This window comes from Flavobacterium sharifuzzamanii (assembly GCF_003254585.1).
GTDB classification, from domain to species: Bacteria; Bacteroidota; Bacteroidia; order Flavobacteriales; family Flavobacteriaceae; genus Flavobacterium; species Flavobacterium sharifuzzamanii.
Window position 1 is genome coordinate 316,686 of sequence record NZ_QJGZ01000042.1, and the last position, 14,387, is coordinate 331,072.

Annotated in this window: 8 protein-coding genes and 1 riboswitch; all 8 genes read right to left on the bottom strand. The window is 33.9% G+C overall.

The features are described from left to right. Window positions 1-107: 107 nt before the first annotated feature. A riboswitch (SAM riboswitch) is annotated at window positions 108-208 on the bottom strand. Between the two features lie 220 nt (window positions 209-428). The 8 genes from DMA14_RS21100 to DMA14_RS21140 all read right to left on the bottom strand — a co-directional run bounded on the left by DMA14_RS21100 (window position 429) and on the right by DMA14_RS21140 (window position 13,956). After that, window positions 429-878 carry a response regulator gene (locus DMA14_RS21100; protein WP_111426467.1) on the bottom strand — a complete coding sequence of 150 codons (450 nt, stop codon included), beginning with the start codon at window positions 876-878 and terminating at the stop codon, window positions 429-431. A 2-nt stretch (window positions 879-880) separates the two neighbouring features. Beyond that, window positions 881-3,556, bottom strand: a complete 2,676-nt coding sequence (locus DMA14_RS21105; protein WP_238990017.1) for a PAS domain-containing sensor histidine kinase — start codon at window positions 3,554-3,556, stop codon at window positions 881-883. Window positions 3,557-3,826: 270 nt separating this feature from the next. Next, window positions 3,827-4,093 (bottom strand): hypothetical protein, encoded by a 267-nt coding sequence (locus tag DMA14_RS21110; RefSeq protein ID WP_111426469.1) that lies wholly within the window; start codon window positions 4,091-4,093, stop codon window positions 3,827-3,829. A gap of 253 nt (window positions 4,094-4,346) precedes the next feature. Then, the gene (locus DMA14_RS21115; protein ID WP_111426470.1) at window positions 4,347-6,209 is read right to left on the bottom strand and encodes a TonB-dependent receptor plug domain-containing protein; all 1,863 of its coding nucleotides are present in this window, start codon (window positions 6,207-6,209) and stop codon (window positions 4,347-4,349) included. Between the two features lie 455 nt (window positions 6,210-6,664). Then, entirely contained in the window at window positions 6,665-7,969 is a 1,305-nt protein-coding gene (locus DMA14_RS21125) for a serine hydrolase domain-containing protein (RefSeq protein ID WP_111426472.1), read from the bottom strand. Between the two features lie 4 nt (window positions 7,970-7,973). Then, window positions 7,974-10,475 (bottom strand): beta-N-acetylhexosaminidase, encoded by a 2,502-nt coding sequence (locus DMA14_RS21130; protein ID WP_111426473.1) that lies wholly within the window; start codon window positions 10,473-10,475, stop codon window positions 7,974-7,976. A 13-nt stretch (window positions 10,476-10,488) separates the two neighbouring features. After that, a complete protein-coding gene (locus DMA14_RS21135; protein ID WP_111426474.1) occupies window positions 10,489-11,970 on the bottom strand; it encodes a glycoside hydrolase family 10 protein in 1,482 nt (493 codons plus the stop codon). Window positions 11,971-12,120: 150 nt separating this feature from the next. After that, window positions 12,121-13,956 (bottom strand): outer membrane protein assembly factor BamB family protein, encoded by a 1,836-nt coding sequence (locus DMA14_RS21140; protein ID WP_111426475.1) that lies wholly within the window; start codon window positions 13,954-13,956, stop codon window positions 12,121-12,123. Window positions 13,957-14,387: the final 431 nt, after the last annotated feature.

Sequence of the window (14,387 nt, forward strand, 5' to 3'; positions counted from 1 at the left end):
TTCGAAAATTATATTCAAAAGCTCATAACCAGCATATAAAATTGATTCAGTTTTCATTTTAATAAATTTTAATTGGATGATCTTAAACAGATTTACGGATGAAATCTTTCTTATCTGCCCGCATACAGCGGAAGGATTTAGCACCTTATTCGGCAACAGGTTGCTAAGACTTCAATGGGCCTATTCCCTCAGTCTTTCTGGATAAGTATCATTTTATAATTTTTCTGATACAAATATATATTAATTCTACCGAATTAATATAGTTTAAATTAGTTTTTTTTTACAAATTAATTTAAACCACTTTTCAACACGGAATCAAAACTCTTATAATCAAAACTTTAAAACAGAAATGATCTTATTTTGAAATTCTTATTTATAAAAGAAATTCATACGTTTTTAGATTTGGAATCGAAATGTATTTATAAATTCTAAAGAAAAAGATGCAGATATTTATTCTTTTCCAGATTTAAAAGAGGTTCTTTTAATCCGTTTTCGAGATTTGAAGTAATTAATCCGAGGACTTTTTTTAGATCGTTAAAATTATTTGGCTTTACAAAATAACAGAATGCTCCAAGGTTTCCAGCTGCTTCCATATCATTTTTATGCGAAGAAGTAGAAATCATAATCACTGGAATATCTTTAAAATTCTCTTCCGATTTTAATTGTTTCAAACATTCCCACCCATTCATAATAGGCATATTTAAATCTAAAAAAACGACACTTGGAATCTTATCTTGATTTTTCAGCATTTTCAGTGCTTTATCACCATTTTCTGCACAATGACAAATAATATTTTGATCTATATCAGCCAAGGCTTCGCAAAACATTTCTGCGTCATCTTGATCATCGTCGGCTAATAATATTATTTTCTTACTCATGATTAAATATCTTTTTCTCTTTGTTCAAATGGCAATGTAATGCTAAAAACAGCTCCTTTATCAGCAATGCCAGTTGCGGTGATGTTTCCTCCGTGACGTTCTGCTATTTTTTTACAAAGAGATAATCCTAAGCCCGTTCCTTCATAACGGTCTTTAGAGTTTAGACGGGTAAAGGTTTCAAAAATACGTCCAGTCTGATCGAGATCAAACCCAATTCCGTTGTCTTCTACAGTAATTACAGCTATCCTTCTACCGCCTTCAATTTGTTCTTTTGCATTAATGGTAATCTGTGGCGGAACATTTTCTTTAGCAAATTTAATAGAATTGTTTATCAGATTATAAAATAGCTGATAGAGCAGTACGGAAGCTCCTTCAATAACAGGAAGTCCTTGATAATAAATATTTCCGCCTGTTCTTTGAAGCGAAATTTCCAGATCGGTTTCTATGCTTTTTATAACTTCATTAAGATCAACGATTGTTGCTTTTTGCGAGTCGGCATTGATTTTAGAATAGGCAAGCACCCCGTCAATCATAGTAAACATTCGGTCTGCCGCTACATGAATTCTTTCAACATATCTCGTTGTCGATTCATCCAACTGATTTTCAAGATGGTCTTCTAAACGGCTTACAAACGTTTTTATTTTTCTAACGGGTTCTTTTAAATCGTGCGACGCAACATGGGCAAATTGCTGCAAATCGTCGTTTGAACGTTGGAGTTCTTTGGTGCGGTCTGCCACCAAAATTTCCAGTTTTTCGGTAATTGATTTTTGTTCATGAATATCGGTGCAAGTACCAAACCAATTGGTAATGATTCCTTCTTTATCTCTAATAGGGAGTGCTTTACTCAAAAACCAATGGTATTCTTTCGAGATTCCATTTTTTAAACGAAATTCCATTTGATAAGAAGAACCCGCATTAACGCTTTGGTACCAAGTTCTTAAAACATCATAAACATCGTCAGGATGGAGTGCTGGAACCCAACTTGAATCGCCAAATTCATTCTCGTTAAAACCAGTGTACTCATACCATCTGCTGTTGAAATAATCTACAAATCCGTCGGGTTGTGCGGTCCAGATAATTTGCGGCACCAAATCTGCAAGCTGTCTAAATTTCTCTTCGCTTTCTGCTATAACATTTTGAAGTTCTTTTTGTGAAGTGATATCACTAGCCGCACCAAACCATTCTACGATTTTTTCTTTTTCATCTAATATCGGAACCACTCTGGAGAAAACCCATCGTACAGAATCATCTTCTTTAATAATTCTGTGTTCCATTTCAAAAATGCTTTTCTCTACGATAGATTTAGAAATCAAATGAACTGCTTGTTCCAAATCGCTAGGATGAACAAATTTATCTAGCCAATTGACGCTATGGCCACCAGTGCCAGAAAGCCTTCCTCCTCCTTCAAGACTTTGCATCACCATCCAATCGGCATCCATACGGTAAACCAAATCAGACGATGCATTGACTAAAGCTCGAAAACGGTTTTCGCTTTTTTCCATTTTCTGGCGGGCTTCAACTTGTTCTGTAACCTCAACCGCTACTTGTATCATTCCTGTTATCTGTCCTTCTTCAATTAAAGGTCGATACGTTAAATTATAATAATAGTTTTTTAATTCTCCCGTTCGATTGTGCGGCACAAGAACCTCGCTCTGATCAAAAGGGATTCCTTCGTTATAAACCTTTAAAACCTGTTCCCATACATATTGGCCTTCAAGTTCTGGCAGCACATCAATCAATCGCATGCCAATAATTTCTTCTCCACGGCCAATCATTTGCAGCATCTGTTTATTTATCTGCTCAATAATTAGATCGTCACCTTTTAACACCAAAGTTGGAGCTGGCGTCTGATGGATCATTTTCCGAAAACGGCTTTCACTTTGCTGCAGTTTTTCTTCTGCTTGTTTACTTTCAGTAATATCCCTTGTAGTTCCAACCACAAGTTCAACTTCTCCTTTTTCATTAAAAACTGGAACAAAAATATAATCGTAAATTCTTCTTCCGAGTTCTGCATGCGGAAAAGAAACAGTTCCTCTAATAGCTTTTTTTTCAGCGACTACGGTGTCTATTTCCCTTTCGTGCATTTCGGCATGCCAATCTTCATATCCGTTTTCTATTAATCCGCGTCCTATAGCATCCTCAGCCGATTTACCCCACATTGTCAATAGGGCTTTATTGGCATAAGTAAACTTATAATCCAGATCAAATACATAAACCAAATCGGGAGTTCCGTTTATTATAGAATTGTAAAGTCTTTTTTGTTTTTCAGCTTCAATTAATGCATTATTGAGTTCATTTTCAGCATGCTTCTTTTCGGTAATGTCTTCCATTGTCACCACCAATAGTTCGTCTTGCATAACCGTTGTAAATTTCAACCAGTGGTTTCCTCTTTCATCCTCATAACATTGCTCAAAACAGGATGCAATTCCTGTTTCTGCGGTTTCAATACATTTTTCGAGAATTGTGTTTCCTCCTATTTTAGAAAAAACTGTGCTGAATCTTTTTTCTTTGTAGTCTTCGTTATTGATCCAGTTTATAAAATAATCATTAAACAGCAACACCGAAAAATCTTCAATCTTATTTTTAGTAGTATACAAAGATTTTAAAACTGCAATACCATTTGGCGCAGCATTAAAAGCGGTTTTTAGAAGATCTAAATTATTTATTAACTCCATCATCTACTGAGTGAAAATAATTTTTAATGCTGTTTAATTTTATAAAATACACTCAAATTTGTTAAATTCCTTCTCAAATATAAATAAAAAGGCATTTACTATAAACATTATTCAATGCGATTTCATAAAAATTAAATATCAATATAAATCCTCCTACAAATTCTTCGATTTAAAAAATCAGAATCATTTAAAATTCAGTTTTTATTAGAATTAAAGATTCACGCTGCAGGTGTATAATATGCAAAAGAGCGGAAAATTTCCGCTCTTTTACCATCAATCTGTTTTTGTATCTTCATTTCCAAAAGTACTAATATTCATATCAGAACTCTTTTTATGCCTTAGTTCTTCATAATCACTATCATCTCCCCAATCTCCAGTGTTAGGTTTATGAACAGCGTCTTTTCTTTCCTTTAAATCTTCATCTATACTTTCTTCATGCGGAAAATACATATGATATCCTAAAATTGGATCCCAATTTGATTCCTGAGTACGATCTACACTTTCTTGGGATAAATCGTTTTGATTATTTCTTCTGTCCATTTTTTTTCTGGTTTACACTTTCCTAAAATTGAAAGTTGATTATCATTTCATTCGTAATTCAGTAAAATTCAACAAATTAAACCATAAAATTATTATATCATTTTTAAAAAAGTTTATATGATTTCTTAATTTAAAAAAAAATTAACATTTTAGAAAAGAACCGTTTTTTTTATTCATTCAAAAACAAAACAGCCTGTAAACATAAAGCTTACAGGCTGTTTCTAACAATCTAAAGTTCTGAAAAAAATTCTCTTTAAAAAGTAACCAGTTTTACCCCCAAAGTAAACCAGCGTGATGGCAACGGAACTGCTCCTACCTCATAATAAGTTGCATTAAAAATATTCTGCCCATCTAAGAAAATAGTGAATTTATTAATTGCTTGACTTATTCTAAAATCATTTACCCAATAAGAAGGACCTGTAATTCTTTCGTTAAAACGAGTTGCAAACATTACAGATAAGTTTTTAAACTGATAATCTATTGTATTGGTAATTTGGTGTTTTAATGACGAAATTGCATATTTTGAATAGGTTTCTGTACGCGTGCTATTGAATTCTGAATCTAAATACGTGTAAGCTAAAAGAATACTTAATTTAGAATCTTTAGAGAAATCAAATCTGTAATTTCCGCGTAAATTGATTCCGTTTGTGTTTAAATCTCCTTTGTTCTGACTCTGCCAAGGCACATTTGTAGCATTACGCATCCAGTCGATGTAATTGTCGATTTTTCTGTAGAAATAATTCGCATTCAAACTCAAAGCTCTTTTGTTGTATTTGAATCCAATTTCACTTTGAAAAGCATTTTCTGAATCTAAATCAGGGTTTCCAATATTTCCGGTTTGTTTCAAATATAAATCTGTAAAAGACGGAATTCTTTGGCTTGTTCCCACATTACCAATAATCTTAAATGCATCTGTAATAGCATAACTAGCATCGATTCCAGGATAAATCTGCCATTTATAATCTGAATTGTAATTTAAATATGTTCCGATATTTACATCCAGTTTTTCAGTAAAACTTCTTCTGTATTCTGCATAAAGTCCCACATTTTCGCGATCGTGATCTCCAATGTTTGAAGAGTGGATGTTTTCATTTCTAAATTCAGCTCCAAAACCAATTTCTCCTTTAGATAATTTAACTGTAGAGTTTAATTCTCCTGCAATAGAATTGGTATAATGCTGACTTCTTCCAACTGCCAGATTTGAATTTCCTAAATAACGGTAATCATCATAATTATAACGATATGTTATTCTCGGCATGATTTTCCAGCTATCTGTAATTTGATGATTGGACTGAAGATTGGCAAACGTAGTCTGAACAATTTCTGTTGAGTTTTTATCTCCTGGCGCAGCGTAAAATCCGTTTGCTCCAAATCCGTTTTTGATATAACCTGCAGAACCTAAAATTTCATTTTTATCATTGATCTGAACATTTCCTTGGTAGAAAATTTTGTTGTTCTCGAATGCTGTATTGTAACGGTAACCATTGCTTTTATCATGCGAAGCAAAAAGGATATGCTGTTGTTTTTCTTTTCCTAAAACAGCTCCAGCCTGAACTCCTGCTCCGTAAAAAGTATCACCAGTATCTTGAGTATCTTTTTCGAAATTTGATCCTGCATAAGTGCTCACCATAAATCCAGAATCGGTTGGTTTTTTGGTAATAATATTAATTGCTCCTGTTAAACTGTTAATTCCGTAGATTCTTGCTGCCGGTCCGCGAACGACTTCGATTCTTTCAATTGCTTCAACCGGAAGAGGCAGATTCAACATATTATGAGCTGTTTGCGAGTCGATTACTTTTGCTCCGTTTAATAAAACAACAGTCTGCTCAAAACTTCCTCCGTCAACACTGATGTCGGCTTGAGTTCCGAATGGTCCTCTTTGTCTGATATCTACTCCGTTGGCATATTGCAATACTTCTTGCAATGTTCTTCCTGGCAGTTTTTTAATGGTTTCGCTCGAAATAACATATACATTTCTGTTTTGTTTAGAAATTGGTGTATTAAAACGGCCTTCATTAATAATGACTTCATCCATTTGGTTGATGGAATCTTTTTTTGTCTGTGCGTAAAAATTGGTACAAATTACTGCAAAGGCAGCAAAATAGATCTTTTTCATTTTGGTTTTTATTTTTTTGGCAAAAGTAATTGCTTACCGTACCAATAAAGCATACCAGTTTTGTAATTATAACTAGTCCGGATGAATTAATGATCTATTTTGCTAAAAATTAAGCAAAACTGAGAGATATTACTTATAAATCAAACATTTAGCGCACATTTTTTTAATGTAACGAAACTTTCTTTCCTGTTATTTCTGATTTCTTCTTCTGAAATTCCAGCCTCAATCTGATTATGATTAGTTTTTTTTATCACGCTTATTTTTTTGCCACAGATTAAAAGGATTCTCACAGATTTCTTTTTTATTTTGCCACTAATTACACGAATTTTCACTAATTCTTTTTTTACATATTTTATGTAAAAAAAATCATTTTAATCCTCTTAATCTGTGGCTAAATTTTTCTCACAGATTGAAAAAATTAATTCGTGGAAATTCGTGCAATTCGTGGCAAACTTTTATTTATTAATTTGCCTCCAGATTTTAGCACTAAAATCGTCTTTGTACATTAATCTGTTTGTTCTAGTTGGATTAACACGATTCGTCAAAATGATTAAAAATCGGTTTGTATTTCTATTCATAAAGAAAAAAGTTCCCGTAAAACCTGTATGTCCAAAATCGTCTTTTGTAAAAAACTCGTCTGGTTTTCTTTTATCGAAACCTAAACCGCGATAAATTCCTTCTTTGGCAAGTGGAGAATCTGTAAACTCTTTTACGATATTGGCTTTTAGAATCTGTTTTCCTTTGTAATTTCCGTTGTTCATTAACATTTTACAGATTACGGCAATCGATTCTGCGTTGGCAAACAAACCTGCATTTCCAGAAACGCCTCCAAAAATGGCTGCCGCTTCATCGTGCACATAACCTTTTACAGTATCTTTTCTAAAGAAATTATCTACTTCAGTTGGCATTACATTATCTATTGAAGTCCATTTTAACGGATTATATCCAATTTTTGAAATGCCTAACTCAGTATAAATTTCATTTGTGAACTCATCGAGTTTTTTGCCCATTTTGGTTTCAATCATCTGCTTCACCAAAAGCAAATTTAAATCGCTATACAAATATTTCCCTCTCGGATTTGTATTTGCTTTCGCAATCCTTTCATAAACTGACGGATAAAATTCTGGATTGAGCCACATATTTTTATAAATCTGAACCCAGTTTTCCTTTGGCTCAAAAACCAAATATTTTGAATCGTAAATAATGTTTTTATTTACATACATATTATCAAAAGGCTCAACATATTGCTCTGATTTTTGATTGCTCAAAAAAGGTGAATTATCTGGTGTAGAAAGTAATGCTTGATAAAAAGTGATACTTGGCGTTAATCCAGAAGTATGCGTTAGCAATTCAAAAAGCGTTAAATCGGATATAGCTGTGTTTTTGTACATCGGAACAATTTCGCCTACTTGATCTGTCAATTTAATTTTCCCATCTCCAACCAAACGCATTGTTACAAGCGTTGCTCCTAAAACTTTAGACATCGAAGCCAGATCAAAAACATCATCTGATTTTACTAACTGTTTTTTGGTGTAATCATGATAACCATAATTTTTAGATATCAGATTAGAATCTCCTGTTCCTACAATAATTTGTGCTCCTGGAAAAAAACCTTTTTCAAGAGCATTTGTCATCATCGAATCAATGTAAACTTTATTTCGTTCTAAACCATCTGGTTGTTTTAAGTTTTCCTGAGAATAGCCATTTATTCCCAAGAAAATCAAGGAAACCAATATAATTTTAATACCAATATTTTTCATAGTACTATGGATTAATTTTTAAGTCCTGTCCTGCCATCAAAGGCTCATTATTGGTTCCTGTAATTTGTATTCTAACTGCTTTTACAGGCTGTTTCGGATAAATTGAAGCATTTCCGTAATCAAAATCAGCGCCTTTTATGAAATCCGTTCCATTGTATGAAAACTCCACAAAACCATTGTTAACGATAAATCTTGGGTGATGCGGAATTCCAGTTAAAACATCTATTTTAGAAGTGGTTACAGGATTATTAAAGGTATACAAAATCCAGTCGCCGTCTTTACAAGCAACATCGGTACGCAAATATGATTCTTCATTATAATCCTGCAGATTCGAAATTGGAAACTTCGGATTTTCTGCCATCGATGAAGTCACTTTCACTTCTGGTTCCTGATAAGGCGTACAGATGAATTTTACATTTGCCTCAGATTTTTTTTCTTCTTTATTTTCGACTGTAAAATCTAATCTATAGGTATTTTTTTCGTTGTAATTATCAATTAAAAATCTCAATCGAGGTTTTGATTTTAGTGCTCTTTCGTCTGCATAAGTCTGCACTAATTTATCGTTTTCAAAAAGCGACACATTTTTGATTGTTCCATTTGCTCCATCATCTGTCGGATTAAAACTTAGATACCAAATGCCTTTTTTATCTATATGATCTGAGATATTTTCAGACATAGTCAAAACTTCTGCTTTTGAAATATTCCAATTGGCAACAGGCAATTTTTCAGCTTTCACTGCTGGACTTGCTACATATTCATTAAAAAATACTCTAAACATATATTGCTCGTAATTTTTAGTTTGAATTGGTTCTGTATACAAAGGCGATTGTCTTGTTGGTTCATTTCCATCTTTATCAAATCTTACAACGGCACCTTCATAAGGTGGCGTCACAGTAATGGTTCCATTTTTATAAATGGCTGTTGGTGGAAAATCCCTGAAAGCAATTCCCATATCAGCCAATCTTTTTAAATGGCTATTGGTTAATCTTCCATAAAAATCATCCCAGTTTTTATCTTCTTTTTTAGACCATCCAATTTCAGATAACGCGCTGATTCTCGGATAACTTTGGTATTCCATAATTCTTGCAGGACGATCTAAATATTCACTCCACAAAGCACCTTGAACTCCAATTATATTTTTCTGCTCTTCGGGAGTTAAATCGGCATCAGGAATTGGTTCAAACGAATACGCTCTTTTGGTATCGGTAATCGCTGCCCAACGATGGCCGCGTTCTGTTTCAGATTGCGCCATATCATAATAGGTAAACTGTCCTGGCATCATAATGGTTTTGTACCCTTTTTTTGCCGATTCAATTCCGTAACTAATTCCCTGCCAAGCAGAAATCAATGTGTTCGGATCAATTTCTCCACCTTTCAGGATTTCATTCCAGCCATCTGTTTTTTTGTGGTATTTGTCAACAATTTTCTGAACTCTTTTAAAGAAATAATTCTGAAGCTGGAAACTGTCTGTAAATCCTTCTTTTGCCATTAAAGCTTGACATTTTGGACAATGTTCCCAATTGGCACGATTGACTTCATCTCCCGCAACATGAATATATTCAAAAGGAAATAATCCAGATACTTCTCTGATAATCGAATCCAGAAGATCATAATTTTCTTCACGTCCTACACACCAAACATTTTTTACTTCGCCCTGAACACTTTTCAGTTCCTGCGTTATCGCGCAACCCACTTCTGGATACGAAGCTGTTACCGCACGTGAATGCCCCGGAATTTCGATTTCTGGCATAACCGAAATACCGCGACTTGCAGCATAAGCCACCACTTCTTTAATATCTTCTTGCGTATAAAAACCTCCATAACGTTTGTCTCCAGAACCATAAGATGGCAACAAAACTTCGCCTGGACCTCTCCAAGCGCCTTTTAAAGTTAAATCTGGCAACGATTTGATCTCGATTCTCCAGCCGTTATCATCTGTTAAATGCCAATGAAAAACATTCATTTTATGAGCAGCCAACCAATCAATATAATTTTTTACGGTTTGTTTGTCGAAGAATTGTCTTGAACAATCCAACATCATTCCGCGCCAATCAAAACGAGGATAATCTTCTATTTTTACAAACGGAAGAGTTCCTTTTTTAACTTCTTTCGCAGAGCAAATTTGCAGTAAAGTTTGGAATCCGTTTAAAACGCCTTTATCTGTTTTTCCTTTTACGAAAATCCCTTTTTCATTTATTTCCAATTGATATCCTTCGTTCGGAAGATCTAATTTCTTGTCTACCAGAAATGAAATAGTATTTTTTCCATGTTTTTTTCCAATCGAAACAAGTGGGGTAATTCCGGTATTTTTTGAAAAATCTGAAGTAATATAATCCGCGCTGTTTTTCAGTTTTTTGTCTACAACAATTTTTAATGATGAAGGCAAAACAAACTGTCCCGCACTTTGCTGAACGGATACAGGTTTTGGAATTATGTCTAATTTTTGGGCTTGTACAAAACTAAGCGAACTTAGAAATAGGGCTAATAGAAGAATACTTTTTCTCATTTCTTTTTATATTTTATTTTATTGAAAATTCAATCAGACTGCTTTCTGTCTGGGTCTGACTTAAGGCCGTAAGCGCATAAACGTAGTTTTCCAAATCGGCGTTTGGCACTTCTAGTTTTAGAGCTGTTGTCACATAATAAATATTCTGAGGATTTGAGAAATCGGTTATTCTTCCTTTTGGGAATTTGTAGATTACATATTTTTTGTCATTCAATGCCGCTTTCCAAGTTAAAACTGCATTATTGCCTTTTTTAGCAATTACTGCATTTGTTGGCGGTTCTGGTTTTAATCTGGTAATTCTGTTTGCTTCGGGAGTTAGAGCGATGTATTTGTATTCTTTTTGAAGAAGAGGTTTTCTCAGCGTATCTCCTTTTTTTAGAAAATTCGAAGCAGTAAAATGCATTGAACCATCAATTTGAGGCATTTTACGAATCATTTCAATTTGTTTGACAATCTGGTCTGGACTTCTCCATTCTGGTTCTTTAGCCGAAGTTGAAATTTTATAATCGCCATGGCCAACGTAAACATTTGCTCCATATTTGTGTTCTGCCCACCATTTTGCCAGAACTTCAAAATTGGCTCTGTCAAAACCAATGTGCCAATAGATTTGAGGCGTTACATAATCGATCCAGTTTTCTTTTTGCCATTTTAAAATATTCGCATACAAATCATCATAATTGGTTGCTCCTGCTCTTGTATTAGAACCTTGCGAATCTTTGGCAATATTTCTCCAAACTCCAAAAGGCGAAATTCCGAATTCGACTTCTGGTTTATTGGCAATAATCGTATCTCTGATTTGCTTGATGATTAAATCGACATTGTCTCTTCTCCAATCGTCTTTGTCCTTAAACTGACGCGGTTCTTTAGCGAAAGCTTTATCATCAGGAAACTCCTGCCCTTCAATTTTATACGGATAAAAATAATCATCCATATGCACGGCTTGAATATCGTATTTACGAACAATCTCGCCTACAACAGAAGCAACGAAATTTCTGGTTTCTTGCAAACCTGGATTAAAATATCTCGTTTTTCCGTACGTCAAGAAAAGGTCTGGTCTTTTAAAATATAAATGATTTTTTGAAAGCACATCTCTAACGGTGTCTTTCTGAACACGATATGGATTAAGCCAAACGTGTACATTCATTCCGCGTTTTCCAGCTTCATCAATCATCATCTGCAACGGATCAAAACCTGGGGCAACGCCTTGAGTTCCTGTTATCCAATGCGATGCTGGTTCTTTTGTTGATTTATAAAATGCATCGGCAGTTGGGCGAATCTGAAAAATTACAGTATTCATATTATAAGAACGGAGATTATCCAAAATGGCAATCATTTCGTTCTTCATTTCTTTGTCTGATAATCCAGGTTTAGAAGGCCAGTCGATATTTTCTACGGTAGAAATCCAAGCGGCTCGCATTTCTCTTTTTGGAGATTGCTGACTAAAAGTTTTGGTCTGAATCAGCAATATTAGGATTAATAATTTTAGACTTTTCATAAGGTTGTATTTTTGGTTCGTCTGTGATAATCATCCTAACAGGTTTTCAAAACCTGTTAGGTTTCAAATTGATTTCTACAAAGTTATAATTAGATTTGAATGTGATTTCCCTATAATACCTAACAGGTTTTTAAAACCTGTTAGGATAACTTATTCCAACAAATAAATTCCGCCTTCGATTAAAGATGCCCAAACTTGTCCTTTATCATCAACAGTAAAACCATTTATGCTCGAACTTCCCAAATTGATTTGTTTAATGATTTCAAATTTTGTAGCATCAACAATTACGACTTCGCCTTTTCGGCTTCCTAAATATATTTTATTATTTTTTTCTAATATCGCCGCAGGATTGTGTTCATAGCCCCATTTTAAATCCAAAACTTTGCTTTGACTTACAACATTTTCTTCAGTCAATTCAATAGTGTCATTAAGTGGGACTCTTACCAATTCTCCTTCCATTGTTTTGCCATAAAACCATTTTCCGTCTTGGCTTTTCCCCATTGATTCTCTAATTTTCCATTTTTGAGTTCTTAAAAGCGTTTTACCCGTTTCAATATCTAAAATGGTCAAGAAACGTTGAGGCGTAACAAAATAAAGTCTGTTTTTTGATGCAACCATATTGACATTTCCAGCAGAATATAAAATTTGTTTATCGTTGCCATTATTCCATTTCCAGATCAGTTTCCCAGTATTTTTATCCAAACAGTACACATACGAATCCCACACTCCAAAAATTATTTTATCATCTTGTATTAACGGAGTTCCCTGTGAATAGGAAGCTGGTAAATTGCTCTGCCAAATCACTTTACCTGTCACAGCATCTGCACAAACAAACGCTGTAGAACTTGCTGTATAAACTTTATTGTTTTCTGCAATTGGTGAACCTACTAAAACACCACCAACAGGAATTGCCCATTTTTGTTTTCCTGATTGAGTATCGAATCCCAATAGATTTCCTTCTATTGTACCAATAACCAAATTATTTTTTACAATTATTGGCGAAAAATAAATTGAATTTCCTGTTTCTGTTTTCCAGTTTACATTTTTATTTTTCAGATTAACCGATTTTATTTCGCCAATTGAGTTAGTAAAATAAAGGTTCTTTTTATCAAATGCAGGAAGGCTGTAAATAGAAGCAATATCTTTTATAAAAGGAGTTTGCATCGTTACACTATCTTTCGGAATCTCAATTTTGGAAGGTTTTGATGGCACCGAAAATTTAAAAACTCCAGGTTTATCAATTTCTTTCTGATAAATACTGATACTGTCTTTACTGATAATTACTTGATTATAACTTTTTGTTTTTCCGTCAAGCGAAGTTATCGAAGTTCCCATTATACCGCTCAAACCAGAGAAATTATATTTTCTTAAAGTGTGTCCGTGACCGCAAAAAGTAGCAACCGTTGGATATTTTTCTAAAACAGAAAGCACTTCTTTATAGTTGCTCACACTATTATCTAACGGATAATGAGCAAAATTCAGTACTTTTTTATTATTATTTTTAAGATTTTCTTTTAAAGTTTTATCCAGCCAAAGTACATCTTCGTGTTTCACAAAGCCATCTCCCATTTTCATGTAAGGTCCGCACGGAAAGCCTATAAAGACATAGTCACCTTTTGAAAATACAAATCTATCCTCGCCAAATATTTTTTTATAGGTCAAACCAGCGCTTTCGCTCCAGTTCGTTTCATGATTTCCAGAAATTACATAATATGGAATTTTCAATTGAGAAAGTATCGAATGTACTTGTTTCAATTCATCATCAGCACCGCGATTGGTTAAATCTCCAGTTATAACCGCAAATTCAAAATCTGAATTGTTGATTTCTTTTACAATATTCTGCAATAAAAAGTCATTGTCATTTCCTACTGAAACGTGCAAATCTGTAAGTTGTACAAATTTGATGTTTTCTGATTTTCCTGAATTTTGAGAGAACCCAGAAACTATTACAAAAAGCAATAATATTCTTAAAAATAGATTTTTCATTGGTGTTTTTTTTATTTATTGTGCCTTTACTTAAATTATATCAAGATTGTATTATATCAGATGAGTTACAACGCCTCTCTATCTTATATCTATGTTTTTTCTCATGTAGATTTAGCAAATACTACAGATTCATTCGCGGAAATTTGTGCAAGTCGTGGCAAAAAAATCTTTTTAATCCTTTAATCTGTGGCTATTTTTATTCTCGCAGATTTAGCAGATGCAGCAGATTTATTCATGGAAATTTGTGTCATTCGTGGCCAAAAATCTTTTTAATCCTTTAATCTGTGGCTATTTTTACTCTCGCAGATTTAGCAGATTTTATTCGTGGGAATTTGTGCAATTGCTTCGCCTATTCGCTATCGCTCGGGTCGTGGCAAAAAGATCTCTTTCAATCCTTTAATCTGCGGCGAAAAAAATACCTAACAGGCTTT